The sequence below is a fragment of the Kitasatospora sp. NBC_00240 genome, from assembly GCF_026342405.1.
Taxonomy (GTDB): Bacteria; Actinomycetota; Actinomycetes; order Streptomycetales; family Streptomycetaceae; genus Kitasatospora.
In genome coordinates this window covers 7,227,069-7,253,141 of record NZ_JAPEMU010000001.1, presented here as the reverse complement: position 1 = coordinate 7,253,141, position 26,073 = coordinate 7,227,069, and the positions used below count along the sequence as shown (strand labels likewise).

Genomic DNA, 26,073 nt, shown 5'->3' with positions numbered 1-26,073 from the left:
CGATGCGGACGAGCCCCCGGCGCCCCCTCGGGAGGGGCTGCCCCGCGGCGGCCGGACGGCCCCGACCGTCGGGCGAGCCGTCCCCCGGATCCGCCGGGGGCCCGATCCGGGGGTCCGATCCGGGGGCTCCCGTCCAGGGGCTCCCGTCCAGAGGCTCCCGTCCGAGGGGTCTCGTCTGAGGGGTCTCGTCTGAGGCGTCTCGTCCGAGGCGTCTCGTCCGAGGGGTCTCGCGAGGAGGTCTCGTCAGGGAGGCGTCGGCGGGTCTCGTCGGCGGGCGACCCGCCCGGGCCCGGCGGCCCCACCCGCGATCCCGTGCCCAGCTCCGCGCGCCGACCCGCCACCACCCTCGCGGGCCGGTCCGCCGGTGCCGGGCCGCCGCGGTGCACGAGCGGTCCCCGCTACGGCAAACGAGTGCCGGCCGGGCCTGTCGGGCGCGGACCGGACGGGCCCCCTCGGCGCGGCGCCCGCGCCCCCAGGCGCCGGGCGGGCAACGCTGGTAGCGCAAGGCCGGGCGGACCCGGCGGGCCCGGGCCACCGCCGGGTGGAGCCGACCGCCGGGCCGGCACCCGCTCCGGGCGAGGCTGGACAGGGCGGCCCCGGCCGGGTTCAATGACAGGGAGAAGTTTGAACGTCGTTCTAACTTCGCCGGGCCGGACCAGCACCCGCCGCCGGTCCGCCGACGCCGGACCGATCCCCGGCCCGGCCCCGCCCGGCACCCGGTCAGGCCCCCGGCCCGACCACCGGTCCGACCCATCAGTGCGACCCACCAGCCCGAGCCATCAGCCCGACCGAGAAACCGACCACCCCCCGGCAATCCGGCGACCGCGAGCGAGGAACCGTGCGACTGACCCCCACCGAGCGGGACCGGCTGCTGATCTTCACAGCAGCCGAACTGGCCCGCGCCCGCCGCGCCAGGGGCGTACGCCTCAACGTCCCCGAGGCGCACGCCCTGATCGCGGACACCGTCTGCGAGGCGGCCCGGGACGGCCGCCGGCTCGCCGAGGCGATCGAGGCCGGCCGCAGCGTGCTCACCGCCGACGACGTGCTGCCCGGCGTCCCCGACGTGGTCACCGTCGTCCAGGTGGAGGCGGTCTTCGAGGACGGCACCCGGCTCGCCGTCGTCAACGACCCCTTCAAGGGCGGCGGCTCGCTCGGCGACGAGGCCCCCGGCGGCGCGCTGATCGGATCCGGCGAGGGCTACGACCCGGTCGAGGAGACGGTCGTGCTGCCCGTCCACAACACCTCCGCCGTGCCGATCTCGGTCACCTCGCACTTCCACTTCTTCGAGGCCAACCCCCGCCTCGCCTTCGACCGGGCCGCCGCGTACGGCACCCATCTCGCCGTCCCGGCCGGATCGTCGGTGCGCTTCGACCCGGGCGCCACGGTGGAGGTCGGCCTGGTGCCGGTCGGCGGCGCGCGGGTCGCCATCGGCTTCGCCGGCCTGGTGGACGGGCCGCTGGACGCGCCCGGTGCCAAGGAAGCCGCCCTGGCCAAGGCCCGCGCGACCGGCTACCTGACCAACTTCGACGACACGGAGGTCGAGTCGTGACCGCCATCACCCCCCATGACTACATCGCGGTGCACGGCCCGCGGGCCGGTGACCGGATCAGGCTCGGCGACAGCGGTCTGATCGTCCGGGTGGAGTCCGACTCGCAGGAGCCCGGCGAGGAGTTCCTGGCCGGCTTCGGCAAGACCGCGCGCGACGGCCTGCATCTCAAGGCCGCCGCCGTCCGCGACACCTGCGACGTGGTGATCAGCAACGTCCTGTTGATCGACGCGGTCCAGGGCATCCGGAAGACCTCGATCGGCCTGATCGACGGCCGGATCGCCTCGATCGGCCGGGCCGGCAACCCCGACACCCTGGACGGCGTCGACGTGGTCGTCGGCACCGGCACCACGATCGTGTCCGGGGAGGGCATGATCGCCACCGCGGGTGCGATCGACACCCATGTGCACCTGTTGTCGCCGCGGATCATGGAGGCCTCGCTGGCCTCCGGGGTGACCACGATCATCGGTCAGGAGTTCGGCCCGGTCTGGGGCGTCGGGGTGAACTCGCCGTGGGCGTTGCGGCACGCGTTCAACGCCTTCGACGCGTGGCCGGTCAACATCGGTTTCCTGGGCCGGGGTTCGTCCTCCGACCCGGCGCCGCTGGTCGAGGCGCTGGCCGAGGGCGGCGCCTGCGGGTTCAAGGTGCACGAGGACATGGGCGCCCACACCCGGGCGCTGGACACCGCGCTGCGGGTCGCCGAGGAGTACGACGTCCAGGTCGCCCTGCACACCGACGGCCTCAACGAGTGCCTCTCGGTGGAGGACACCCTCGCCGTGCTGGAGGGCCGCACCATCCACGCCTTCCACATCGAGGGCTGCGGCGGCGGGCACGTGCCCAACGTGCTGAAGATGGCCGGCGTCCCCAACGTCATCGGCTCCTCCACCAACCCCACCCTGCCCTTCGGGCGGGACGCGCTGGGCGAGCACTTCGGGATGATCGTCTCCGCGCACGACCTCAAGGTCGACCTGCCCGGCGACGCCGCGATGGCCCGCGACCGGATCCGCGCCGGCACCATGGGCGCCGAGGACGTCCTGCACGACCTGGGCGTCATCGGCATCACCTCCTCCGACGCCCAGGGCATGGGCCGGGCCGGCGAGACCGTGCGCCGCACCTTCGCCATGGCCGGCAAGATGAAGGCCGAACTCGGCCCGCTGGACGGCGCCGGCTCCTACGGCACCACCGAGGGCGGCGACGACAACGAACGCGTCCTGCGCTACATCGCCAAGCTCACCATCAACCCCGCGATCGCCCACGGCCTCGCCCACGAGGTCGGCTCCGTCGAGGTCGGCAAACTCGCCGACATCGTCCTCTGGCGCCCCGACCACTTCGGTGCCAAGCCGCAGCTGGTGCTGAAGTCCGGGTTCCCCGCCTACGGCGTCACCGGCGATCCCAACGCCTCCACCGACCGCTGCGAACCCCTCGTGCTGGGGCCGCAGTTCGGCGCCCACGGCGCCACCGCCGCCGACATCTCGGTCGCCTTCGTCGCCCAGGCCGCCGCCGACGGCGCCTACCTCGACAAGGCCGCCGACGGCATGCCCACCCGCCGCCGCCGGGTCGCCGTCCGGGGCACCCGCGGCATCGGGCCGCGCGACATGGTGCGCAACGCCCGCCTCGGCAACGTCCAGGTCGCCGAGACCGGCCTGGTCTCGCTGGACGGCTCGCCGATCCGTTCCGAGCCCGCCGACAGCGTCTCGCTCAGCCGGCTGTACTTCCTCTAGACCCGACTCCCCGCGGGCCGGCACCGATCCGGCACCCCGGGCGGCCCGTCCCCCGAGCCGCCGCAACCCTCCCCCACCGCTTAGGACTTCACCCTCATGACCACTCCCGCCTCGCTCGGCTACCGGATGCCCGCGGAATGGGCCCCGCACGACCGCACCTGGATGGCCTTCCCCACCGCCAACCAGACCTTCGACAGCGCCGAGCACCTGCACGCCGCCCGCCTCGCCTGGGCCGAGGTCGCCAACACCATCGTCCGCTACGAGCCGGTGACGCTGATCGTCAACACCGGTGAGAGCGAGGACGCGAAGAAGTACGTCGCCGAGCAGGTCGAGCTGGTCGAGCGCCCGCTGGACGACGCCTGGATGCGCGACATCGGCCCCACCTTCCTCACCGACGGCAAGGGCGGCGTCGCCGCCACCGACTGGGTGTTCAACGGCTGGGGCGCACAGTCCTGGGCCAGTTGGGACAAGGACCAGCACATCGCCGAGGCCGTCACCGGCCTGACCGGCGTACAGCGCTTCGCCTCCCGCCTGATCAACGAGGGCGGCGGCATCCACGTCGACGGCGAGGGCACCGTCCTGGTCACCGAGACCGTGCAGCTCGGCGAGGGCCGCAACTCCGACTGGACGAAGGAGGAGGTGGAGGCCGAGCTGCACGCGCAGCTGGGCACCACCAAGGCCGTCTGGCTGCCGCGCGGACTCACCCGCGACTACGACGAGTTCGGCACCCGCGGCCACATCGACATCGTCGCCTCCTTCGTCCGCCCCGGCGTCGTGGTGGCCCATGTGCAGCCCGACCCGGACCACCCGGACCACGAGGTCTGCAAGGAGCTGGTGACGATCCTGCGGACCTCCACGGACGCCGCCGGCCGCCAGCTGGAGGTCATCGAACTGCCCGCCCCCACCGTCCTGCTGGACGAGGAGGGCGAGCCGGTCGACTACTCCTACATCAACCACTACGTCGCCAACGGCGCGGTCGTGCTCTGCGCCTTCGGCGACCCTCGCGACCAGGAGGCGGCCGACATCCTCGGCGAGGCCTACCCCGGCCGCACCGTCGAACTCGTCGACGCCCGCGAGATCTTCGCCAACGGCGGCGGCATCCACTGCATCACCCAGCAGCAGCCGAAGGCCTAGCGAGTACACAGGTCCTGAAACCGGCCGGAGCCGAGCCCGCCGTGCACTTCCCGGAAGTGCCCGTCGCGGCTCGACTCCGGCCGTCCGCGCTCCCGGGGCTCCGGCACTTCGCTGTCGAGGCGGTCCCCCCACGTGGCGAGGTGGACCTTGCCGGGCATGACGGTGATCTGCGGAGATGCCACCTCGGTAACCGGGCGATCACAGATCCGCAACTCTGACATTCCGTCACCCTCCGGTCGATACGTTCGCCCCCTGACCATCACAGCCAGGGGACACCATGCGCCGCACCACCCTCACCGTATTCGCGGCCACCGCCGTGCTAGGCCTCGCCGGCTGCGACCCGGCCGCCACCAGTACCACCAGAAGCAGTTCGCCCGCCGCGCCCGCACCGCCCCCGGCCACCCGAACGCCGGGCGCACCGAACACACCTGCGCAGCCGGTCGTCGCCACCCTGCCCGACCTGGTCGGCAAGGGTCTCCAGAGCGCCCAGGACGCCAGCCAGGCCGCAGGGTTCCGCCACCTCACCTCGCACGACGCGCTCGGCCGTGCCCGGAGCCAGATCGACGACAGAAACTGGAAGGTCTGCGCCCAGGCCCCGGCCCCGGGTCGGCAATCGACCGACGTGAAGGTCGACCTCGGGGCCGTCAAGCTCGACGAGACCTGCCCCGCTGCGGACCAGGGCACAGCCCCACCCGCCAAGGCCGGCGCAGCCATGCCCGATTTCAAGGGCAAAGCCGCCTCCGTCGCCCGGAGCACGCTGGACAGGGCGACGTCCCTCACGGTGCAGGACGCCTCAGGGCAGGCTCGCATGGTGATCGTCGAATCGAACTGGCAGGTCTGCTCGCAGGATCCGGCGGCCGGCACCGCGCTGACCGGCCAGCCCGTGGCTTTGAAGGTGGTCAAGTTCACCGAGCAGTGCCCGTGAGGCGATAGCCGGGCCCGTCGGGCACCCGGGCCTGGGATCCTCCTCGCGCCACATCGCCTGCCGGGCGACGTCGGCGCCGACGAGCAATGATCCGTCGGTGCCTAGGAGGAAAGGTGATTGACGTTTCATCAGCTCTGCTGGCCATTCGTCGCGCCGACTGGCTCACCACCGCGACGAGAGTCGACGGAGGCCCTTGGGCGGGTGCGCCTGCGCATCACCGAGATCGTCCACGTGTTCGCGGCGAAGGGGCGAACGGGCGCGGCGCGGCTCGGGTGCCGGCGGCGCGGCGCCGGCCGAACATACGGCGACCGAGCGGTACTTCGGCCCGTCCGTCAGAGGTCGGTTTCAGCAAGGCTCGGTCACGGCTCGGCAACTCGCCCGTCCGGACGGCCGGTCGAGCGATACCGTCCCCTCGCCCACCACCCGCCTCAAGGGGGATCATGCAGACCCGCACCACCACCCTCACCCGCCTCACCCTCACCGCCGTAATTGCCTTGGGCGCCACCGCTTGTGCGAGCGGTGCACCGGCGGTCCCCGCAGCCGAGCCGGCGGCCGTCCCACCGGTTGCCAGCAGAACGACCGCCGCGGCACCACCGGCGGCGGCGCCCACCCCCGGCGCACCCGCCTCCGTCCCCGGGGGCATCCCGCCCACGCCGGACGCGGCCACCACTGCGAAGTACATCGCCGCCCTGACCGCGATCGACCCCGAGATCGTCGACAAGAAACCGGACCGCGCCGTCAGCCGCGGCCGCGACCAGTGCACCTCGATCGGGACCTGGCCGAACGACCGCCAGCGGCTGCTCGACCTCACCGGGCAGCGGTTCACCTCCTCGAAGCACCCGGACGGGTTCGGGCCCGAGAAAGCGTCACTGATCCTGGACGTCGTCCACGCGAACCTCTGCCCGACGTACTGACCCCCGCACGACACCGCGCCCCTCGGCCGGACCGGGGCGCACCGCCGCCGGTCCGGCCGCAGGGCATCCATGGCCCCCGCGCAAAGACCGACGCGCCTCGTCCGCACCCAGGAATGTCTGGACCGACCGGTCTACCTGTTCGGTCACGGCCCTTGTCTGCGCCTACGAATTCCTGGACCGACCGGTCTTCCGAATCAGCCACGACCCTCGTCTGCACCGAATTCCTGGACCGACCAGTCTTCCGAATCAGCCACGACCCTCGTCTGCACCTACAAATTCCTGGACCGACCGGTCTTCTTATTTGTTCCACCCGAACCCGACCCGAACCTCGACATGTACCGGCCGACGACCGAGGACCCGGGACAGCTGCGCCCTGCGCGCCCGCGCCCGAAGCACCCGCGCCCGAAGCACCCGCCAGGAAAGCCCTCCGCACCCCGACGACCACACCAGGGGACCCTCATGCCCGTGCACGTCCGCACCCTCCGACCGAGCACCCTCAAGGCCGGCACCCTCCGCGCCCTCACTCTCCCGGCCGTCACCGCCCTGCTCGCGGCGACGGCGGCCTGCTCGTCCGCCCCGCCCGCCGCGGCACCGCCCGCGCCGGCGGCCGTGAACAGCCAGGCCGTTCCCGCCTCCGGCAGCGGCAGACCCTTGGCGGCCCTGGACGCGGCCGCCGTGACCCAGCAACTGATCAGGGTGATCCCCAGCGTGCAGCTGACCGTCACCTACGACGGCACCACCGACCCCAACGGCAAGCTCGGACGCCCGCACCAGTACGTCAGCAAGAGCGCGTTCGACGACGCCAGGGTCAGCGGCCTCCCGAAGGCCAAGGAGGACGCGTCGCGCGGCCGGCGTGACTCCATCTCCTACGGCGGCACCGTCGAGATCTTCGCCACCCCCGAGGACGCGCAGGGCTGGGCCGATTACATCGACCAGGGGCAGCAGGCGATGGGCTCGCTGCTGACACCCGACTACATCTTCCGCAAGGGGACGGTCGTGGTGCGGGTGTCGCACCTCCTGACGACCGAGCAGGCGTCCGCGTACGGGCGCGCGATCGCCTGAGCCGGTCGTGCGCAGGGCGGGAGTGTCCGCGCCCTGCGCACAACGCGGGCGTTACGGTCAGGTGTTGAGCGCGCTCCACATCCAGGCGCCGCCGACCCGTACGTACAGGCGCTTGTTGACGCTGTCCACCGCGAGGGTTCCGTCGGCCGGGGTGCGGGTGAACGAGGCGTCGCTGACCGGGCCGGCGACCAGGCGCAGCGGCGGGTTCGGCTGGTGCTTGGTGGGGATGGTGCCGCCCTGCTGGCTGCCGCTGTTGCCGTAGCTGTTCTCCACCCGGAAGTCACCGGTGCTGGAGCTCTCGTAGTAGATGTGGCTGCCGGTGGGGTTGGTCATGTAAGCCCCCACCACGTTGCGCAGGACGGCGGTCGTGCCAGGCCCCGCGTACAGGTCGACGCCCGAATTGATCGTTGCCGTCAGGCGGTTGGCGATCAGGACGTTCTCCAGGGCGCTGCCCGAGCCGGCCCAGGCGATGATGTTCTGCGGGGTGGACCAGCCGGGGGCGAAGCCGCCTGCGAAGGCGTAGATGTTGGTCGCGTACACGTGCTTGCAGGACGCGTCGACCTTGAGGTGCGGGCCGCCCTGCAGCTGGGAGGTCTCGAACTTGCAGTCCGTGATGTAGATGCCGTTGGGGTTGTTGTTGGGCACCGGCCCCTGGGTGATCCAGAGCGCGCCGGTGCCGAAGGCCTCGAAGCGGCAGCCGACGAAGTGGACCTGGTTGACGTTGTCGGCGCTGTAGCCCCAGCCGGTGGTGGCCGAGGAGTTGCGCAGCCAGACGTTGGGCTGGGTGGTGCTGCCGGCCGGGCCGGTGCAGGACTCGACGACCAGGTTGTAGAAGCGCGAGTCCCAGAACTCCACACCGTCGATGCACAGGTCGTCGTTGCTCGACATGTAGAGGTCGCGGAAGTAGCAGTTGTCGTTGTAGTACAGCTCCAGCAGCAGACCGGTCCGGTGGTTGCCGTTGAAGCCGAGGTCCTCGATCGAGCAGTAGCGCCGGTGCGAGGCGCCGCTCGGGTCGGTGCCCGTCCCGGACATCCGCAGCAGGATGCCGTTGGCCCCCTTCACCAGCCGGGCGGCCTTGCTGCCCGCACCGACCAGCCGGACGCCGTTGCCGCCGACGGTCAGCGCCGGGTTGCCGCCCGTGGGCGTCACCAGGTACGTCCCGACGGGGAAGTAGACCGTGCCGCCGCCGGCCGTCGCGGCGGCGGTTATCGCGGCCTGGACCGCGGCCGTGTCGTCGGTCGAGCCGTTGCCGACCGCGCCGTACTGCTTCACGTCGAACCAGTCCGGCGAGCCGGTGGCCGCCGAGGCCGGCTGCGCCCCCGCGGCCATCACGACACCTGTCAGCCCCGCGACGGCGCCCGCGAGCAGGGCCCGACGCCGGGTGCTGTCCCCCGAGGTTCCCGATGTGATCACTGCTGTTCCTCCCGTTGCCTGCGGCCTCGTGGCATGGTCCGCCACTCGGCTCGCGACAAGATCGCAGCGAGGGTGAGCAACCGTCAAGCTGCTTCTTGTGCCCAGCCGGTGGGTCCGCCCGGCGCCGGCCGGCCCCGGCCTGCGGAGCTGCCGCGCCCCGGCCGCCGGGCCGCCGGCCCGGGCCGCCCCTTACCCGGGCGGCCCCTGGCGCGGGCGGCCCCTTGCGCGGGCGGCCCCTTGCGCGGGCGGCCCCTTGCGCGGGCGGTCGCGGGGCCTGTTGCATGGGCCCCATGCCAAGTGATCGCGTCCTCCATCTGCTGGGATCCGCTGCGGAGCCCGTACTGGGCGTCCGGGCGGCGGTCGCGCACGCCCGGGCGCTGGGCTGGGACGTCTGCCTGGGGCTCACCCCGACCGCGGCCGACTGGCTGCGCGAGGAGCTCGACACGCTGGCGGAACTCACCGGCTACCCGGTGAAGAGCCGGTTCCGGCGCCCGGGCGACCCGGAGCCCTGGCCGGCCGCCGATGCCGTGCTGGTCGCCCCGGCGACCTTCAACACCCTGAACTCCTGGGCCCTGGGAATCACCGACACCTGGGTGGTCGGCCACGCGGCGGAGGCGATCGGCAAGGGTGTGCCCCTGATCGCGCTGCCGCGGGTGAACAGCGCGCTGGCCGCCCATCCGCAATTCGGCCGGAGCCTGGCGACCCTGCGGGAGGCCGGGGTCGAGCTGCTCCCCAACGCGGACGGCATCCTGGCGGACGGCCTCGCGCCGCTGCCGTCCGTCGCGGGGCCGTCCGGTTTCCCATGGGCGAAGGCCCTCGCCGCCGTGGAGCGCGCCGTACCGCGCGGCTGACGGGAAGCGGCCGCGCGGGTAGCGGCCGGCCGGGAAGGCGGCTGACGGCAGCGGGGCGAGGAGCGGCGCGGGCAGGCCCGCGTCAGGGGTGGTGGTCCTCGGGACTCGCGAACAGGCCGCTCTCCCGCGCGGCGGTCTCGGTGTCGGGCTCGGGCACGGCGTTGCGGTCACCCCTGGCGGCGGACGTGCAGAGCGCGAAGACCGCCACCACGCTGGCGGCGCCCAGGAGGATGGCGGCGGCGGTGAGGATGCGGAGCCAGGTCACGGTTGGCCTCTCGGGGACGAGTGCGGGTTCCGTGGCAGGTATCGGCGCATCCTCGCGGGGAGGCGAGCCGGCGCCGGGTGAACCGTCCCGGCCGCGCCGGGGGCTCACGACCGGCGTACTTGGGTCGTGAACGCACTCTCCGTGCCTACTTGTCGTACTTCCCCAGATGATCGGTCGTCAGCCCGTGCGTGCTGTGCATCGCGATCGAGCTGAACGAGGCGCGAGCGGCGCGGGCCTGGGCATTTCGCTCCCGCTCGACGAGCAGGCCGTCGACGTTCTCGGTGGAACCGGCGCGGCGGGCGACCAGGTAGCCGGCCGGGCCGGCGGTCAGGGTGCCCAGGACTGCGAGAAAAATGATCATAGTGAGCACGGCGGCCCCCTTGGGTTGTCCGTCACCCCTTGAGTACCCGCCGCGCCCACCGGCCGAACCGGGCGGCACGACGGCCGCCCCGCGCGGACAGCAACCCGCCCGGGCCCGGCGCCCACGTATCGTGAGGGACCGACCCGGCCCCTCAGGAGGAGAGCAGCAGATGGCGGACCCCCGGCCGCGCCGCCCGGCGCGCCCCCGCGAGGAGGTGTTCGCCGTCGCCCGGGCCGCGATCGCCGAGCACGGGCTCGCCGGACTCACCATGGCGGGCCTCGGCAAGCAGCTCCAGATGAGCGCGGGGCACCTGCTCTACTACTTCGGCAGCAAGGACCAGCTGCTGCTGGAGACTCTCCGCTGGAGCGAGGAACAACTCGGCGGCCGACGCCGCGACGCGCTGGCCCGCACCGAGGACGGCGTCTGGGACCGCCTCACGGCGTACACCGGGCTGTACCTGCCCGAAGGCCCGGGGGACCCGCGCTGGGTGCTCTGGGTCGAGGTCTGGGGACGCTCGCCGGCCAGCGCCGAGATCCGCCAGGGCCAGCTGGAGATCGAGGCCCCCTGGCAGGCCGACCTGGTCGCCCTGATCGAGGAGGGGGTGGCCTCCGGCGTGTTCGCCCCCGGCCCGGCCAACGACCGGGCCGTGCAACTCCGCGCGCTGCTGGACGGCTTCGCCGTACCGCTGGCGATCGGACTGCCGGGCGTCCGGCGTGCCGAGGCCCTCGCGCAGACGGCGGCGGGCGCGGCGGCCCTGCTGGGCAAGCGCTGAGGGCACGTGGCCGCCGATGCCGGCGTCCGCGCTCCCTCACCGCGACCGCGCTCCCCTCTCCGCGACCGCGCTCCCCTCTCCGCGACCGGTGCACCGCTCATTCCGTCCAGACGGCCGCCGCGGTGCGGTCGTCCGCGTAGCCTTTCGCCCGCACCTGGACCTGCCGGAGGAAGTCCACCGTGCCGGGCGGGTGCGGGTGGGCCCAGTGCGAGGCCAGGAAGTGCGCGACGGCCGGCTCCTCCGCGATCGGCCCGGCCAGCCCCGGCGTGCAGAGCAGCAGGATGTCGCCCGGCGTGGCCGGGACCAGGCGGAACCGGAACGGACGCGGCTCGGGCGCGGCGGCCTCGGGGACCGGGGGCCGCCCGTCCGGATGGTGCAGCAGCCGGGCCCCGTACGCGTCGATCCAGTGACCGGAGCGCAGCAGGTAGAGCCCGCCCGGGCCGATCCCGAACGCCGCCCGGTAGGAGGCCTCCGGGTCCAGCGAGATCAGCAGGCAGTGCAGCGACCCGGGCTGGGAGAGGTCGGGGGCGTCGCCGCCCGGCACGGGCGCCGCCGGATCCGCCCTCTCCGGCGGGGGCGCGGACGCCGGACCGGCGACGGCGCGCAGCGGCGCGGACGCGCTGGTGGCCAGCCGCTGCAGGCCGTAGCGGAGCCGGTCCCGGGCCCCGTCGCGCAGGTCGGCGGAGAGTTCGGCGCGGCTGCGGCCGATCGCGGCAGCCAGCTGCCGGCAGGCCTCGGCGGTGGCGGCGGTGATCTCCCCCGCCGGCGGCGCCGGTTGCCCGTCGACCCGGCCGAAGCCGCCGAGCGCGGCCAGCAGCACCCCGTCCGGACCGTCCCCGAAGCGGGTCACCAGCAGCGAGTCCCGGCGCGGCTCACCCCGGTAGCGGGCCGAGTCACCCCGGACGGACACCGCCCGCAGCGTCGACGCCCCGTACTGGGCCCCCTCCAACGCCGTGTCGGGGACGATCACCCCCAGGTCCTGCGGATCCGCCGGCGGGACGGCCGTGGGCTCCGGACCGTACGTCGGCGGGCGCTCACCGATGTGCGGCACCGGCGGGACCGGCTCGGCGAACGCGGCCCGGGCGGACGGACGGACGACGAGGGGCGGGGCCGGCTCGGGAGCGGGGACGGCTACGGGCTCGGGAGCGGAGGCGGGAGCGGGGACGGGCTCGGGAGCGGAGGCGGCAAAGGCTTCGGTGTCGGGCTCGGGACGGGAGACAGGGACGGCGTCGGGGGACGGCTCGGGCTCGGGGAGCGCCTCAAGGACAGGGACGGCGTCGGGTACAGGTTCGGCTTCGGGTACGGGCTCGGGCTCGGGTACGGGCTCGGCCAAGGTGACAGTCCGCAGGTCCTCGACCGGACCGGTGGAGCTGACGACCGGCGAGGGCGCCCGGCCCGAGGCGGCATCCGGCGCCCACGAGGGGGCGGGGAACAGGTGTGTCGCGTCGACCTCGGTACGGGCGGCCCCGGACACCGCGGCCACCGGCCCGGACTGCGTGGGCGGGGCAGGCGTCGGAAGCGGGGCAGCTGCCGGGAACGGGGCCACCGTCGGGGGCGGGGCCGGTGCCGGAGCGATGTCGGACGCCCGCCGGCCGCCGATCACGCCGACGGCGGTGTCGAACCAGTCGTCGAGACTGTCCTCCTCAGGCCGGGCGGGCGTCCCCGCCCGCTCCAACTCCTCCACCGGCTTCTCGGCCGATCCCTCCGTCACACGGTCCGTCGACCCGTCGGTGGGCCTACCCGCCGGCTCGTCCGCCGGGTTGTCCGCCGGGTTGTCCGTCGGCTTCTCCACGCGGAGCGGCGCCGCCGCGCCAGGGCCTTCGCCGGCCGTCGCTCCTGACACCTCTTCGGGGGTCCGCTGCGTGCTCCTCGGCCGTCCCGGTGTCCCGCCCCCCGTGCCCGCCCGGCCACCCTCGGCGCGATCCGCCGTACCGGGCCGACCCGGTACGTCCGCCGGCCCCGGCGCACCCTCCGGGGCCGCCTGCACCGGCTGCGACCCGTCGCGCTGGGGCCCGATCATCCCGGCGGCCGTCGCGAACCAGTCGTCCACGCTGCCCTCCCCCGCCACGGCGCCCGGGGTGTCCGGGAGGGTGCCCGCCGGCCCCTCGTACACCGCGTCCCACCAGCCGTCCTCCGGCTGGTGCCGCGCGGTTGCGCCCTGGTTGGTCATCTGGCGGCTCCTGGTCGTGTTGCCGTCCCCCGGCGGGGCGCGGGGGCTCTGCCGGGCGGGTCGCACCGGGCCTCGGGCCGAAGGCTGCGAGGTCCCCCGGCCGAGGGCCGGAGGCGTCCCGGACTCGTCGTCATTCTCCCCGTGCGAACGGACGGTGTCCGGGTTTCGGGGACAACTCCGCACCGATCGGGGGACGTCAGGACGAGTGGGCGGCCGGGCCGGCGGCGGTCCGGGCGGGACGGGCCGGCGGATGCCGGGCGGACCGCTTGGTGTCCGCGTGGTGTCCGCGCGGTATCCGATGCGTCCCGCTGTGCCGGAGTTGCCCGGGCGGTACCGATTCCGGGGCTGGTCGGGCGGGGTGAGCCCGAAAGTGGGGACCCCGGAGGGGCATCGCTTCACTCGTTCGGCTGATTAATATGTGCGCATGACCGCGTCGGCGCCCAGAGCAGCTCGGCCGGGGAGGGCCGCTGCGGCGGGCCGCCCGGTGGGCGCTCTGTGGTCCCTGCTGCTGGTCGGGCTGCTGACCATGCTTCCGTGCGCGGGCAACGCCCGGGCCGTGACCGCCGAGGCCGGTGCCGTGCTCGCCCCGCTCGTCGGGCCGACCGGTCCCGGGCGCGGCGAGGCGAACGCACCGGACGGCGCCGCGACCGGCGACACTTCGGACCGGCCCGTGCACACCGCCCCGGACACCTCGCGGGGCGCGGCCCCGGACGCGGCCCGCCGACCGGCGCTCCGTGCCTCGTACGGCGGCCACGGCAGCACCGGCCCCGACCCGACCCGGCACAACGCCGGCCGCCCCGCCGCGGACGGATCGGACCACGCCCTCTGCTCGGCCGTCGACGGTCTCCCGCACGGCGGCAACGGCTGCTCCCGGCACCCGTTCTGCGCGCAGGACTCCCAGCTGCCGAACGCTCCCCCGCAGCCCGTACCCGCCGCACTGCCCAGGCTGGTCACCCTCGGCGCCCTGCCGCCGAGCCTGCCGGTGAGCGCCCCGGCGGCGCACCACCTCGCCCCCGACCTGCACGAACTGCAGATCCAGCGGTCCTGAGCGGAACCCACCGCCGGCCCCGCCCGCACTGACGGGAGGGCCCGACGGCTCCGCGCCTTCTTCCATCTCTCATGCCGCCGTGCCCAGAGCGCACGGCGGGGACAAGGACATCTCCGATGGGTTCCGCCTCCAAGCAGTCCAGCAAGTCGAACAAGCCGACCGGCAAGCAGGCGGGTCTCGACCGCCGCGCCCGGATCGCCGAGCTCCGCGCCGAGGAGCAGCGCCGCGACCGTCGCAACAAGTGGATCGCGGGCGGCGTCGCGGGCGCGCTGGTGATCGGCGCGATAGCCACCGGCACCTGGATCGTGGTCGACGCCAACAACAAGAAGAACGCCAAGCGGGCCGCCGCGGAGGCCGCCGCCAACGCGACCATCGACGGCGTGAAGACCTTCGACAACCTGACCCGCAACCACGTCCAGACGAAGGTCACCTACGCGCAGACCCCGCCGGTCGGCGGCGACCACAACCCGGTCTGGCTGGACTGCATGGGCCACGTCTACGACCAGCCGGTCGAGAACGAGCGCGCCGTCCACTCGCTGGAGCACGGCGCCGTCTGGGTCACCTACAACGCCAAGGCCACCGCCGACGACATCAAGGCGCTGTCCGCGAAGGTGACAGCCACCCCCTACACCCTGATGAGCCCGTACCCGGACGAGGAGGGCACCATCACCCTCAACGCCTGGGGCACCCAGCTGGTCGTGGACAGCGCCACCGACCCGCGGGTCGGCACCTTCTTCGACAAGTACGTCCAGGGCAAGCAGACCCAGGAGCCCGGCGCCTCCTGCACGGGCCCGCAGTGAGCGGGGACCGCGCCGTGAGCGCGCAGGACGCGAGGGACGGCGGGCAGGACGGCGACACCTACGACGTGCCCGAGGAATCGGCCGCGGCGGGTCGCTCCACCGGCCGCCGCAAGCTGTGGTGGCCGGCCGCGCTGGCGGCCTCCCTGGCACTCTGCCTGGGCGTGCCGGCCCTGGTGGCGAGCGGGACCAGTGCCTCCGGCACGGTCTCGGCGACCCCCGCCACGGACTCGCCGGAGGCCGGCTTCGCCCGGGACATGGCCGTCCACCACCAGCAGGCGGTCGACCTGTCCTTCATCGTCCGCGACCGCACCGCGGACGTCCCGGTGCGCAACCTGGCCTTCGACATCATCAACACCCAGGCCAACCAGCGGGGCATGATGATGGGCTGGCTCGACCAGTGGGGGCTGACGCAGTCCTCGCAGGCGAAGCCGATGGCCTGGATGAAGATGGGCCACGCGTACGAGCCGCACGACGGCTCGCTGATGCCGGGCATGGCCACCAACGCCCAGCTCGACAAGCTGCGCGCGCTCAGCGGCCGGGACGCCGAGATCTGGTACCTGCAGCTGATGCTGGAGCACCACAAGGGCGGCGTGGCGATGGCCCAGGGGTACGTCGACCTGGCGGTGAACGAGTCCGAGAAGCGGCTCGCGCAGTCGATGGTGGTCGGGCAGACCTCCGAGATCCAGCTGATCACGGACATGCTCGCGGAGCGCGGCGCCAAGCCGGTCTCCTGAGTCCCGCCGTTCCCCGCTGAACGCTCGACCTTCCTGAACGCATGGCGCCGGGGTGCGGTGGACAGGGGCCGACGGCCCTACGTCCGCCGCACCCCGGCGCCAGGTCCGCCGAGGCCCACCGCCAGGCCGGCGAGGGCCACCAGGGCGATCAGCACCGACCGTCCGCCGGTCGCCGGCCCCGCCAGGTGGACGCCGAGGACGGGCAGCGCCGTACCGAACGCCGTCCCCAGGCTGCGGACCATGTTGACCATGCCGCCGCCCACCGCCGAGCACTCGGCCGGGACGGCCCGCATCACCAGCGCGTTGTTGGCCGGCAGCAGCAGGCCAAGCCCGAATCCCACCACCGGCAGCGCCACCGCCGCGGAGCCCGCCCCCGCCGGCAGCACCGCGAGCAGCGCCAGCCCGGCCCCGGCCGTGCCGGCGCCCCAGCGGCAGCGCGCGCCGTCCGCGAAGTGCGCGGGCAGCAGGCGGCCACCGACCGCTGCGGCGAGGGCGAAGGCGGCCGGCAGCAGGGTGATCACCAGTCCGGCCCGGGCGACCGGCACACCCGCCGCCGCCAGCATCATCGGGCCCAGCACCAGCGGGCAGAACAGCAGCAGGTAGCCGAGCAGGGCGACCGCCAGTCCGGACCGCACGCCCGGGGTGTTGACCAGCCCGGGAGCGATGATCGGCCGCTCGGCCCGTTGCTCCTGCCGGGCCAGCGCCACGGCCAGGCCCGCCGACGTGAGCAGCAGGACCGGGGGCGCCCAGCCCGGCAGCGGGAGCCCGGAGGCGGTCGACAGGGCGAGCAGCAGCGCGCCCGAGGCGCCGGCCAGGAGCAGCAGCCCGGCCAGGTCGAACCCGCCCTCGTGGGCCCGCCCGACGGCGGCCCACCGCCCTCTGCCGGCCCGGCGGCGAGCGGTGTTCGGTGGCGGTCCGGCGACCGGGGGGCGCCCGTCGGGGTGGGTCCGGGGCAGCAGGAACCAGCCGGCCGCGATGCCCAGCACCCCGATCGGTACGTTGATCCAGAACGCCCAGCGCCAGGACGCGTGCTGCACCAGCAAGCCACCCAGGGTCGGCCCGAGCGCGAGTCCCAGCCCTTGGGCGGCCGCCTGGATGCCCAGCGCGCCGCGCATCGCCCGCTCCGGGACGCCCCGGGCCACCAGCGCCACGCTGTTGGCCTGCATCATCGCGCCGCCGACCGCCTGGACCGCCCGGCACGCCACCAGCACCCAGAGGCCGCCGGCCAGCCCCGCCCCGAGCGAGGCGGCGGCGAACACCGCGAACCCCCAGAGGTACATGGTCTTGCGGCCGACCAGGTCGGACAGCCGGCCGACCGGCGCCAGCAGCGCCACCAGGACGAGCAGGTACGCCAGTGCCACCCACTCGACGGTGGCGAGGTCCGCCCGGAAGTGCTGCTCCAGGGCCGGGAACACCAGCGCGGTGATGCTGGCGGTCAGCTGCCCCAGGAAGGCCCCGAGGCAGACCGTGCCGACGGCGAGCCAGTGCGCGTACCGCCAGCCGGCCACCCCGCGCGGCCTGGGGTGCTCGGTGAACAGCCGGCTGCCGAGCAGCCGGCCCCCGAGGGACGGCGGAGGGGCGGCGGGGTGTTCGGTGGCCATGGGAAGAATATATCGGGTGCCGATGTATTCGGCTGACGAGATTCTCTGCGGCAGACACCATCCGTGAGCGAGCCGTTCCGCCCCGGATCTGCTCGGCCCCCGAGCCCTCGCCGGCGAGGAGATACGCTGTCCGCCATGCCGTCACAGCCCACCCCCGACCCGACCGGCCCCGACACCTCGGACGGCGCCCCGGACCTCACCGCCCCCTCCGTCCGGAACGGGAGCGAGGACGCGAACGGAACGGGGCACGCGAACGGGCACGGGACCGAGGCACCGGAGGGCGGCCCCGACGGCAATCCCGACCACCGCGAGCCCCCGCCCGCCGTCGAGCACGCCCGGCTGCTGACCGACGTGGTGACCCGGCTGCGCCGCGCCCTGCGCAGCAGCATCCGCACCGACTACCCCTGGGAGTCGCTGCCGATGGCGCAGATCGAACTCCTGCAGACGCTGGCCGCCGCCCCGCTGCGGGTCGGCGAACTGGCGGCCCGCCAGCGGCTGGCCCCGAACACCGTCAGCGGCCTGGTCAGCAAGCTGCTGGACGCCGGATTCGTCGACCGCCAGCCCGACCCGGGCGACCGCCGCACCGCCCGGATCGCCCTCACCGACGACGGCCACCGGCAGCTGGCGGACTGGCAGCACGCCCACGAACGCCGCATCGCCGGCGCCCTCGGCAGCCTCACCCCCGCCGACCGCGACGCGGTGATGGCCGCGCTCCCCGGCCTGGAGTCCCTCGCCAGGGCCCTGGCGAGCCCCCTCCCGGACGAGCGACCGGCCCGGCCGGCCGCGGGCGAGCGCTGATCTCACGCCCGGCGGCGGCCCGCGCCGCCAGGCCGGCGGCGGCGCCGGGCCGACCGGTACCGTGCCCGGATGAACGGGATCCCGGCGGCGTTCGCGCGTGGCACCGTCGAGCGCGAAGGGGCACCCGGGGCGGCCTGGATCGCCGAACTGCCAGGTATCGTCGCCGAGTTGACGGAGCACTGGGAATGCGTGCCGGACGGCGAGGCCACCCACGGAGGCGTCGGGCTGGTCGTCCCGGTACGGCGGCGGGCCGAGGGGGCCACCGTACTGAAGGTGTCCTTCCCGCACCCCGGCAACGCCCACGAGCCGGAGGCGTCGGCGGCGTGGGGCGGGCGCGGCGCCGTCCTGCTGCACGAGCGCGACGACCAGCACTTCGCCCTGCTGCTCGAACGGGTGCGGACGTCCACCCTGGCGGCCGTCGCGGACGGCGACCGGGTGGCGACCGTCCCGGGGCGCGTCTGCCGCCGCCTGGCCGTCCCCGCGCCGCCCGGTCTCCCCCGGCTGCGGCGGCAGGCCGACCTCTGGGAGGAGCAACTCCGCGCGGACTCAGCACACTTGGCGCACGCCCTGCCGCACCGCGTGGTGGACGCCGCCGTGGCGACCGTCCGCGACCTCGGCCGCGTCCAGCCGGACCTCCTCGTCCACGGCGACCTGCACGCCAGGAACATCCTGCGCGCCGACCGGGAGCCCTGGCTGGCCGTCGACCCCAAGGGGTACGCGGGCGACCCGGCCTACGACGGGGGCACCCTGCTCAAGTCGCGCGCGCCCGCCCTGCTGGAGGCGGACGACCTGCGCACCGCCGCCGGCCGCATCCTGGACGTCTTCGCCGAGGCCGCCGAACTCGACCGCGAACGCGTCCGCCGCTGGGCCCAACTGCACGCCGTCCAGGCCGCGTTCTCCGGCCGCCGGCGCGGATTCCGGATCGCCCGCAGCGGCCCCCGACGCGACCTGCTCACCGCGTTCGTGGACCGCCTGGCGGAAGTGATCACGGAGGACCGGTAGCTCCGGCCTCGCCGGCACGCCGCTCACGGTCGGCCCCACGCCCGCAGACCCCCGCCCGGAAGCCGTCGGCCGGAGATCCCACGGCCGGCACCGCTCAGAACAGCGCCCCGCCCTCCAGGTCCAGCAGCCACCGCTTGCGCTCCACACCCGCCGCGAAGCCGGTCAGGGCGCCGCTCGCGCCCATCACGCGGTGGCAGGGGCGGATGATCAGCAGCGGGTTGGCGCCGACCGCGCCGCCGACCGCGCGGACGGCCCGGGGCGACTCCCCCGCCGCGGCCGCGAGCTGGCCGTAGGTGACGGTGGTGCCGTACGGGATGTCGTCGAGGGCCTTCCAGATCCGCTGGCGGAAGTCGGTGCCGACCGGGGCCAGCGGCAGGTCGAAGGTGGTCCGCTCCCCCGCGAAGTAGGCGGTCAGCTGGTCGACGGCGGGGGCCAGCGCGTCCGGGTCGTACTCCCAGTCGTCGGCGGGCTCGGCCTGGGCGCCCTTCTGGCCGGGGGCGGTCACCGCGGCCAGCGCCGCCGGGCCGTCGCCGTCCCGCACACCGCTGAGCAGCAGCCGGCCCAGGGGGCTGTCCATCATGGTGAATACCGTGGTCATGCCGTCTCACGCTCCGCGTTCCGGTCCGCCGGTCGGTCCGCGCCGACCGGCACGCCCTTCCGGGCCCTGTCACTGGTAACGCCGGTACGCAAGGGGTCGGTACCGGCGTCCGGGACGCCTGCCGCGCCCTCGCCCGAGGAGGCGGCCCACAGCCGGTGCACGGCGTACGAGCGCCAGGGGGCCCAGGCCTCGGCGGTCGTCGCGGCACTCTTCGGGTCGCCGGCGGCGCCGAGCCCGATCAGGCCGTGCCGGACGCCGACGTCGCCGGGCAGGAAGACGTCCGGGTCGGCGAGGGCCCGCATCCGCAGGTAGCCGACCGTCCAGGGGCCGATGCCGGGCAGGGCCAGCAGGTCGGCGGCGGCCTGCTCGCGGTCGACGCCGCCGTCCAGTCGGACGGCCCCCTCGGCCAGGGCCGCGCAGAGGCCGGTGAGGGCGCGCTTGCGGGCGGCGGGCATGGCGAGGTCCGCCGGGTCGGCGACCGCGAGGGCGGCGGCCGTGGGGAAGAGGCGGTCGAGTCCGCCGCTCGGTTCGGGCAGCGCGACACCGTACTTCGCGGCGAGCCGGGCCGCCAGGGTGCGGGCCGCGACGACGGTGACCTGCTGGCCGAGCACGGCCCGCACGGCCAGCTCGTGCGGGTCGACGTGGCCGGGCGAGCGCAGGCCGGGCCGGGCCCGGACGTGCGCGCCGAGCAGGGGGTCGTCGCCGAGCTGCTCGTCCACCGTGTCGGGGTCGGCGTCCAGGTCGAACAGGGCGCGCAGCCGGTGCACGGCGGTGGTGAGGTCCCGAAGGTCGGTGAGCCGCAGGCGGCAGTCGAGCCAGCCGCGGGTGCGGGGGTCGGCGGTGGCGAGCCCGTCCACCTCGGCGATGCCGTGCCCGTACGGGAGCGCGAGCGTACGGCGGTAGGTGCGTACGCCCGGGCGCGTGCCGGGGACGACCTCCTCCACGCCGGGGACGGCGCGCAGCGCGAGGAAGTCGATCAGGTGGTCGCTGTCGAGGGCGCCCCGGTAGGCGAGACGCAGGGTGAGGCCGCCGGCCGGTCCGCTGGTGCGGCGGCCCGCCGCCACCTCCTCGCGCAATCCGCTGGGGGTGCGGTCGTAGACCTCGCGCACGGTGTCGTTGAACTGCCGGACGGAGGCGAAGCCGGCGGCGAAGGCGACCTCGGTCACCGGCAGGTCGGTGGTCTGCAGCAGCAGTCTGGCGGTCTGCGCGCGGCGGGCCCGGGCCAGCGCGATCGGGCCGGCGCCGAGCTCGGCGGTGAGCTGGCGCTGCAGCTGGCGGGAGCTGTACCCGAGCCGGCCGGCGAGGCCGGCGACGCCGTCGCGGTCGACCACACCGTCGCCGATCAGCCGCATCGCCCGGCCGACCAGGTCGGCCCGGTGGTTCCACTCCGGGGAGCCCGGCACCGAGTCCGGACGGCAGCGCCGGCAGGCCCGGAACCCGGCGCCCTGGGCGGCGGCGGCCGTCGGGTAGAACGTGCAGTTGACCCGTTTCGGCGTCACGGCCGGGCAGCTCGGGCGGCAGTAGATGCCGGTCGTGGTGACGGCCGTGAAGAAGACCCCGTCGAAGCGGGCGTCCCGGCTGTCCACGGCCCGGTAGCGCATGTCGTCGTCAATCACGCAGTCCAGTCTGCGGCACCGCCGGCCTCGGGACCGGCGGAAATCGGACGTGGCCGTCCGAGCCGGGCGGGCGCGGTCCGCAGGCTCTCCCGACCAGTAATTGGGAGCGCTCTCAAAAATCCCGCCGCACCGGATACCCTGGCCTTGAGGACAGCGGAACGCGAGAGGAACCCCGGTGACCGAGCACCAGCCCGTCGGCGCACTGCCGCGCCCCACCCTGGAATCCGTCGCCGAACGCGCCGGAGTCTCCAGGGCCACCGCCTCACGCGTGGTGAACGGGGGCGAGGGCGTCCGCGAGTCCCTGCGGGCCAAGGTCCAGCAGGCCGTCGACGAGCTCGGCTACGTCCCCAATCTCGCCGCCCGCACCCTGGTCACCCGCCGCAACGGCGCGGTCGCCGTGGTCGTGGCGGAGCCCGAGAGCCGGCTCTTCTCCGACCCCTTCTTCGCCCAGCACCTGCGCGGGATCAGCCGCGAGCTGTCGGCCGCCGACAACCAGATGGTCCTGCTGCTGGTCGAGGACCAGCACGATTACGAGCGGGTCGGCCGCTACCTGGCTGGCGGCCACGTCGACGGCGCCCTGCTCTTCTCCCTCCACCACAGCGACCCGCTGCCCGAGATGGCCCGCCGGGTCGGCCTGCCCACCGTGATCGGCGGCCGCCCCGGCTGGCCCGGCGCCGAGGCCGACCGCGAGCTGGTCTACGTCGACAGCGACAACCGGGGCGGCGCCCGCCTCGCCGTCCAGCACCTGCGCTCGCTCGGCCGCACCAGGATCGCCACCATCACCGGCCCGCTCGACCAGACCTCCTCGATCGACCGCCTCGACGGCTACCGCGACCTGCTCCCGGACGGCGACCCCGAGCTGATCGCCGAGGGCGACTTCACCGCCGACGGCGGCGGCCGGGCGATGGCCCAGCTGCTCGCCCGCCGCCCCGCCCTGGACGCCGTCTTCGCCGCCTCCGACGCGATGGCCTCCGGCGCCCTGCGGGTGCTCCGGGAGCACGGCCGCCGGGTCCCCGAGGACATCGCGATCGTCGGCTTCGACGACGTCGAGTCGATCGCCGCCTGGACCGACCCGCCGCTCACCACCGTCCGCCAGGACATCGAGGAGATGGGCCGCCTGATGGCCCGCCTCCTGCTCCGCCGGCTCGCCGGCCCGGGCGGTCCCGGCCCGACCTCGATCATCATCCCGACCACGCTGGTCCGGCGGGCCTCGGCCTGACGCTGCGACCGTGGGTTCGCCGGGTGGGTGACGGCGGCCCGCTGGCCCGTGGCCCCGATCCGGGGCCGGACCCGGCGCGTCTTCAGCCGCTTGTACACACTCGCACGGTGCCGAGGGCGCCGAGGGTGCCGAGGCGAATCCCCTGCCGCAAAGGGAATGCACCCGTGGCCGGTCGAGCACGACGTCGCCGTGCGGTCCGGGCCGGACACGCCGGCGGCGGGCCCGGAGTCAAGGGACTCCGGGCCCGCCGGTTCATCGGCCGGGCCGGGCGCGGGATCAGCCGCCCGGGGGCGTCAGTTGAACGGGATCCGCAGCACCGACACGTTGCCCTGGGCCTGGCTCGCGCCGACCCTCAGCTGGGCGGTGGCGTTGCCGAGGGCGGGCCAGACCTCGACCCGGACGGTGCCCTTGGCGAGGTTGCCGAGGGTGCCGGTGGCGGACCGGGTTCCGGCTCCGGCGCCCGAGTAGCGCTCCCAGCCGGTCACCGGGTCGGTGGCGAAGTAGCGGAAGGTCTCGACCCGGTCGAAACTGCCGTCGCCGGTCAGGTCGTAGGAGACCCGGACCTGCTGGGCGAGGCCGACGCTGCCGGCCGCGTCGACGAAGAGGTCGAAGTCCGTCGCGGCCCCGGACTTCAGGGTGCCGGTGACGTTGGTGGCCTGGTACACCAGCGGCTGGTACGGCGTGCCGTCGTGGTTGGCGCCGCCGCCGGCGGCGATGGTGGCGGTGGCCGCGGCCGTACCGGTGGCCGTGGTCAGTGCCCCGGCCGGCTGGAGGTAGAAGGTGCTGCCGGTGGTGGCCGGAACGGTGGCCGTGGGGCTGGCGGTCGGGCTGGCGGTGGCCGTCGGCGAGGCCGTCGCGGTCGGCGAGGCGGTGGCCGTCGGGGAGGCGGACGGGCTCGGGGTGACCCCGCCGGTGCCGCCGTCCGTGAAGGAGCCGCGCTCGCTGGCGGTGGACCTGGCCGGGACGGTCAGGGTGAAGCCGTCCGAGAAGCGGACGGTGCGGGCCGCGGTGGTGTAGTTGTGCGCCACGTGGGTGCGGGTGGAGCCGTTGACGAACACGGCGGCCGTCGGGCTGTCGGCCGTGGTGGCCGGGTCGAGGGTGCCGAGCGTGGCGAGGTTGTAGATCCAGTGGTAGGTGTGCGCCTTGGACTCGCCCTCCTCCGGGGTGTAGCCGGCGTTCCCGGCGTCCCAGTCGGCCTTGGCGGCGGCCGGGTCGGCGAGGGCCTCGAACTCCCAGAGCAGGTCGCGCCAGTCGGTGAACTGGCCGCCGTTGTTGGCCTTGAGCTCGGCCAGGTTGGCCTTGACGGCGTCCTGGCGGCGGCCGAGGTAGAGCGAACCACCGGTGACGGGGAGGACGTTGATGCCGTGGATCATGCCGGGCGCGGCGGTCCACCAGGTGGAGTAGGCGGCGCCGCTGCCCCAGACCATGCCGGCGGTGCCGTGCTGGAAGGCAGCCGGGAAGACCTGCTTGTCGGCGTTGAACCAGTACTGCTCGATGGTCTTGGCCTCGGTCGTGTAGAGGTAGACGCCGAGGTCGCGCATGGCGTTGTCACCGGTCGCGGAGCCGTAGAGGACCAGCGCGGAGGAGAAGTTCATCGACTCCGAGGAGGACTCCTCGTTGTTGCCGGCCGCGAATCCGGCGTGGCCGGAGGCCCAGCCGTGGCCCGCGTACGGGTCGAAGTTGCGCAGCAGCGGGAAGCGCGTGTCGGCCCGGTCGGCGTTGGCGGCGTCCTTGGCGAGGACCTTCACCATGCCGCCCCAGGCGGAGTCGGCGGCCCAGGCCGCGTCGTAGCGGGCGACGGTGGCGGCGGCCTGGATGAAGTACGCGTAGTGGAAGTGGTGGTCGTTGAGCTCGGCGTCGGTGCCGTAGGAGGCCGGGTAGCCGATCAGGGTCTTCCACACGTTGTCGTACGCGAAGGAGGAGGCGTTGGTACCGGTGAACCAGGTCTGCAGCTTGCCCTTGACCAGGCCGATCAGCTTGTCGCGGGTGGCGGTGTCGCCGAGCTGGTCGGCGATCGGGATGAGTTGGGAGAGCTGCCCGAGGGCTTTGCCGACCCAGTAGGTGTCGCTGTAGCCCATGAACGGGTCGGGCAGGTTGGCCACGTCGCGCACGTAGCCGGCGAGCTTGGCGCGGTCGTAGGAGCCGGCGTCCGGCAGCGAGGGGAGGATGCCGTTGACGGTCTGGGTGGTGCTGAAGGAGGCGCCCTCGCGGACCTTCATCTGGCCTTCGGGCGAGGTGTAGGTGAGCGCGGTCAGCGGGTCGGTGGTGGTCAGCCACTGGTGCCGGTAGAGCGCCAGCAGGGTGCCGGTCCGGGTGCCCTCCTGCGGGGTGGTGGTGGCGGTGTAGGTGGTGCGCAGCGTCCCGGCGGCGGGCTGGTAGTCCCATCCGACCTTGGTGTCGGTGACGAAGCTGTAGGCGTAGGTGCGGTAGGTGGCGAGGTCGGCCTGGCTGGGCAGGACGGCGACCGAGTAGTAGTCCTTGGCGCCCAGGTCGGCGCTGATGGTGCTGCCGTTGACGGTCCAGTCCACGCCGGTGGGGGCGAACAGCGCGTAGGTGTGGCCGGCCACCGTGATGCCGAGCACGTTGCCCTGGTCGGACCAGACGGCGGGGGCGGAGGCCGCGGTGATCTGCGCGGCGCCGCCGGTGGCGTGGGCGTAGACGTACGGCAGGCCGTGGCCGATGGTGGCGCTGAAGGTGTGGGCGCCGTCGGCCCAGTAGGGGGTGACCGTCCAGTCGCTCCAGCCGTCGACCTTGGTGTCGGGCGAGTTCAGGCCGGCGACGCCGAGGGTGAGGTCCTTGGTGTGGGTGAAGTCGTACTGCCGGCCGTCGGAGGTGACGGTCGGGTTGGTCGGGTAGCCGACCTCCAGCCCGGAGGCGGCCGCCTTGAAGGTGTACGGGTTGGCGTAGAGGTTCTCGCTGTACGGGTTGCCGGCGTAGCGCTGGTAGATCAGCGAGGACCACCAGTCGTTGGTGGGGGCGGCCTTTCCGGCCATTCTCGCGGTGACCTTGGGGGTCACGGGCGCGCCGTCGGAGTTGCTCGGGCCGACGGTGCCGGCCGGGCGGGCGTCGCGGTATCCGCCGAGGCCGACCGGGACGGTCGCGGCGGAGGCACTGCCGGTGGCGACGGTGGCGGTCAGCGCGGCGGCGGCGGCCAGGGTCAGCGCGGCCACCGCGGCGGTGGGCCGGCGGAGCTGGCGTAGCGGCTTCATTCGGAGGCACCTCATGGGGTGGGGGTGAGGCCGGGACGGTGGGGTGATGGAGCGTCAAGCGTGAGAGCGCTCTCAAAAACCGGAAGGTAGCGGGCCTCCATGGCACCGTCAATGACCTGGACGAGACCGACCCGAAACCCGCAGGAAATTCGCCACAGGACCCTCGGGGCCGCAACAGTCCTAGGTCACGGTCGGATTTCGAGCCCTTGACGGGGGGCGCCACGGCCCGGCAATCTCCTGAAGCAGCGCGTGAGAGCGCTCTCAAACGAGAGCGCTCTCACGATGCCCCACCCAGCGCCGATGAACCGGACGAA

General features: G+C 74.3%; 22 protein-coding genes. 14 read left to right on the top strand and 8 right to left on the bottom strand.

All coding sequences use genetic code 11. The features are described 5' to 3' along the window. Positions 1 to 838 precede the first annotated feature (838 nt). The 6 genes from OG689_RS31035 to OG689_RS31010 all read left to right on the top strand — a co-directional run bounded on the left by OG689_RS31035 (position 839) and on the right by OG689_RS31010 (position 7,302). Complete coding sequence (locus tag OG689_RS31035) at positions 839 to 1,549, top strand: urease subunit gamma (protein ID WP_073922100.1); 711 nt, start codon at positions 839 to 841, stop codon at positions 1,547 to 1,549. Between the two features lie 5 nt (positions 1,550 to 1,554). Continuing rightward, positions 1,555 to 3,267 carry an urease subunit alpha gene (locus OG689_RS31030; protein ID WP_266327552.1) on the top strand — a complete coding sequence of 571 codons (1,713 nt, stop codon included), beginning with the start codon at positions 1,555 to 1,557 and terminating at the stop codon, positions 3,265 to 3,267. A 96-nt stretch (positions 3,268 to 3,363) separates the two neighbouring features. Beyond that, positions 3,364 to 4,401: an agmatine deiminase family protein gene (locus OG689_RS31025; RefSeq protein WP_266324157.1), complete on the top strand. Its 1,038-nt coding sequence runs from the start codon at positions 3,364 to 3,366 to the stop codon at positions 4,399 to 4,401. Between the two features lie 277 nt (positions 4,402 to 4,678). Beyond that, the gene (locus OG689_RS31020) at positions 4,679 to 5,326 is read left to right on the top strand and encodes a hypothetical protein (protein WP_266324156.1); all 648 of its coding nucleotides are present in this window, start codon (positions 4,679 to 4,681) and stop codon (positions 5,324 to 5,326) included. Between the two features lie 440 nt (positions 5,327 to 5,766). Beyond that, complete coding sequence (locus OG689_RS31015; protein WP_266324155.1) at positions 5,767 to 6,240, top strand: hypothetical protein; 474 nt, start codon at positions 5,767 to 5,769, stop codon at positions 6,238 to 6,240. Positions 6,241 to 6,699: 459 nt separating this feature from the next. Continuing rightward, complete coding sequence (locus tag OG689_RS31010) at positions 6,700 to 7,302, top strand: hypothetical protein (RefSeq protein WP_266324154.1); 603 nt, start codon at positions 6,700 to 6,702, stop codon at positions 7,300 to 7,302. A gap of 57 nt (positions 7,303 to 7,359) precedes the next feature. Here the strand turns inward: OG689_RS31010 and OG689_RS31005 are convergent, their stop codons facing one another. Further along, on the bottom strand, positions 7,360 to 8,715 hold the full coding sequence (locus tag OG689_RS31005; protein ID WP_323189338.1) for a glycosyl hydrolase family 28-related protein: 1,356 nt from the start codon (positions 8,713 to 8,715) through the stop codon (positions 7,360 to 7,362). Between the two features lie 290 nt (positions 8,716 to 9,005). On the opposite strand from OG689_RS31005, the gene OG689_RS31000 reads away from it, so the two are divergent. Then, positions 9,006 to 9,566 carry a flavoprotein gene (locus tag OG689_RS31000; RefSeq protein ID WP_266324153.1) on the top strand — a complete coding sequence of 187 codons (561 nt, stop codon included), beginning with the start codon at positions 9,006 to 9,008 and terminating at the stop codon, positions 9,564 to 9,566. 82 nt (positions 9,567 to 9,648) lie between these two features. Here the strand turns inward: OG689_RS31000 and OG689_RS30995 are convergent, their stop codons facing one another. Then, complete coding sequence (locus tag OG689_RS30995; RefSeq protein WP_266324152.1) at positions 9,649 to 9,831, bottom strand: hypothetical protein; 183 nt, start codon at positions 9,829 to 9,831, stop codon at positions 9,649 to 9,651. Between the two features lie 145 nt (positions 9,832 to 9,976). Next, on the bottom strand, positions 9,977 to 10,201 hold the full coding sequence (locus OG689_RS30990) for a hypothetical protein (protein ID WP_266324151.1): 225 nt from the start codon (positions 10,199 to 10,201) through the stop codon (positions 9,977 to 9,979). Between the two features lie 160 nt (positions 10,202 to 10,361). Between OG689_RS30990 and OG689_RS30985 the strand changes: the two genes are divergently transcribed. Beyond that, complete coding sequence (locus OG689_RS30985; RefSeq protein ID WP_266324150.1) at positions 10,362 to 10,964, top strand: TetR/AcrR family transcriptional regulator; 603 nt, start codon at positions 10,362 to 10,364, stop codon at positions 10,962 to 10,964. A 97-nt stretch (positions 10,965 to 11,061) separates the two neighbouring features. Here the strand turns inward: OG689_RS30985 and OG689_RS30980 are convergent, their stop codons facing one another. Then, the gene (locus OG689_RS30980) at positions 11,062 to 13,134 is read right to left on the bottom strand and encodes a hypothetical protein (protein ID WP_266324149.1); all 2,073 of its coding nucleotides are present in this window, start codon (positions 13,132 to 13,134) and stop codon (positions 11,062 to 11,064) included. Between the two features lie 484 nt (positions 13,135 to 13,618). On the opposite strand from OG689_RS30980, the gene OG689_RS30975 reads away from it, so the two are divergent. From OG689_RS30975 to OG689_RS30965, 3 genes are all read left to right on the top strand, one after another. Then, the gene (locus OG689_RS30975) at positions 13,619 to 14,182 is read left to right on the top strand and encodes a hypothetical protein (RefSeq protein ID WP_266324148.1); all 564 of its coding nucleotides are present in this window, start codon (positions 13,619 to 13,621) and stop codon (positions 14,180 to 14,182) included. A 116-nt stretch (positions 14,183 to 14,298) separates the two neighbouring features. Then, positions 14,299 to 14,982, top strand: coding sequence for a DUF3105 domain-containing protein (locus OG689_RS30970; protein ID WP_266324147.1), 684 nt, complete (start codon positions 14,299 to 14,301; stop codon positions 14,980 to 14,982). Between the two features lie 173 nt (positions 14,983 to 15,155). Continuing rightward, complete coding sequence (locus tag OG689_RS30965; protein ID WP_266327550.1) at positions 15,156 to 15,716, top strand: DUF305 domain-containing protein; 561 nt, start codon at positions 15,156 to 15,158, stop codon at positions 15,714 to 15,716. A 77-nt stretch (positions 15,717 to 15,793) separates the two neighbouring features. Here OG689_RS30965 and OG689_RS30960 read toward each other — a convergent pair whose 3' ends face one another. Beyond that, a complete protein-coding gene (locus tag OG689_RS30960; RefSeq protein ID WP_266324146.1) occupies positions 15,794 to 17,317 on the bottom strand; it encodes an MFS transporter in 1,524 nt (507 codons plus the stop codon). Between the two features lie 135 nt (positions 17,318 to 17,452). On the opposite strand from OG689_RS30960, the gene OG689_RS30955 reads away from it, so the two are divergent. Further along, entirely contained in the window at positions 17,453 to 18,115 is a 663-nt protein-coding gene (locus OG689_RS30955; RefSeq protein WP_323189337.1) for a MarR family winged helix-turn-helix transcriptional regulator, read from the top strand. Positions 18,116 to 18,184: 69 nt separating this feature from the next. Continuing rightward, on the top strand, positions 18,185 to 19,117 hold the full coding sequence (locus OG689_RS30950; protein WP_266324145.1) for an aminoglycoside phosphotransferase family protein: 933 nt from the start codon (positions 18,185 to 18,187) through the stop codon (positions 19,115 to 19,117). A gap of 94 nt (positions 19,118 to 19,211) precedes the next feature. Here OG689_RS30950 and OG689_RS30945 read toward each other — a convergent pair whose 3' ends face one another. Together OG689_RS30945 and OG689_RS30940 are read right to left on the bottom strand one after the other, a co-directional pair. Continuing rightward, positions 19,212 to 19,715: a methylated-DNA--[protein]-cysteine S-methyltransferase gene (locus OG689_RS30945; RefSeq protein WP_073922077.1), complete on the bottom strand. Its 504-nt coding sequence runs from the start codon at positions 19,713 to 19,715 to the stop codon at positions 19,212 to 19,214. Next, complete coding sequence (locus OG689_RS30940; RefSeq protein ID WP_266324144.1) at positions 19,712 to 21,331, bottom strand: AlkA N-terminal domain-containing protein; 1,620 nt, start codon at positions 21,329 to 21,331, stop codon at positions 19,712 to 19,714. Before OG689_RS30940 ends, OG689_RS30945 begins: the two co-directional genes overlap by 4 nt. Positions 21,332 to 21,506: 175 nt before the next feature. On the opposite strand from OG689_RS30940, the gene OG689_RS30935 reads away from it, so the two are divergent. After that, the gene (locus OG689_RS30935; protein ID WP_266324143.1) at positions 21,507 to 22,550 is read left to right on the top strand and encodes a LacI family DNA-binding transcriptional regulator; all 1,044 of its coding nucleotides are present in this window, start codon (positions 21,507 to 21,509) and stop codon (positions 22,548 to 22,550) included. A gap of 293 nt (positions 22,551 to 22,843) precedes the next feature. On the opposite strand, the gene OG689_RS30930 is transcribed toward OG689_RS30935, so the two are convergent. After that, a complete protein-coding gene (locus tag OG689_RS30930; protein WP_266324142.1) occupies positions 22,844 to 25,759 on the bottom strand; it encodes a glycosyl hydrolase in 2,916 nt (971 codons plus the stop codon). Positions 25,760 to 26,073 lie beyond the last annotated feature (314 nt).

Bases quoted from the DNA above. Each gene is read 5' to 3' on its own strand.
- OG689_RS31025 (WP_266324157.1), top strand. From the start codon at position 3,364: ATGACCACTCCCGCCTCGCTCGGCTACCGGATGCCCGCGGAATGGGCC.
- OG689_RS31020 (WP_266324156.1), top strand. From the start codon at position 4,679: ATGCGCCGCACCACCCTCACCGTATTCGCGGCCACCGCCGTGCTAGGC.
- OG689_RS31015 (WP_266324155.1), top strand. From the start codon at position 5,767: ATGCAGACCCGCACCACCACCCTCACCCGCCTCACCCTCACCGCCGTA.
- OG689_RS31010 (WP_266324154.1), top strand. From the start codon at position 6,700: ATGCCCGTGCACGTCCGCACCCTCCGACCGAGCACCCTCAAGGCCGGC.
- OG689_RS31000 (WP_266324153.1), top strand. From the start codon at position 9,006: ATGCCAAGTGATCGCGTCCTCCATCTGCTGGGATCCGCTGCGGAGCCC.
- OG689_RS30985 (WP_266324150.1), top strand. From the start codon at position 10,362: ATGGCGGACCCCCGGCCGCGCCGCCCGGCGCGCCCCCGCGAGGAGGTG.
- OG689_RS30980 (WP_266324149.1), bottom strand. From the start codon at position 13,134: ATGACCAACCAGGGCGCAACCGCGCGGCACCAGCCGGAGGACGGCTGG.
- OG689_RS30970 (WP_266324147.1), top strand. From the start codon at position 14,299: ATGGGTTCCGCCTCCAAGCAGTCCAGCAAGTCGAACAAGCCGACCGGC.
- OG689_RS30960 (WP_266324146.1), bottom strand. From the start codon at position 17,317: ATGGCCACCGAACACCCCGCCGCCCCTCCGCCGTCCCTCGGGGGCCGG.
- OG689_RS30955 (WP_323189337.1), top strand. From the start codon at position 17,453: ATGCCGTCACAGCCCACCCCCGACCCGACCGGCCCCGACACCTCGGAC.
- OG689_RS30950 (WP_266324145.1), top strand. From the start codon at position 18,185: ATGAACGGGATCCCGGCGGCGTTCGCGCGTGGCACCGTCGAGCGCGAA.
- OG689_RS30945 (WP_073922077.1), bottom strand. From the start codon at position 19,715: ATGACCACGGTATTCACCATGATGGACAGCCCCCTGGGCCGGCTGCTG.
- OG689_RS30930 (WP_266324142.1), bottom strand. From the start codon at position 25,759: ATGAAGCCGCTACGCCAGCTCCGCCGGCCCACCGCCGCGGTGGCCGCG.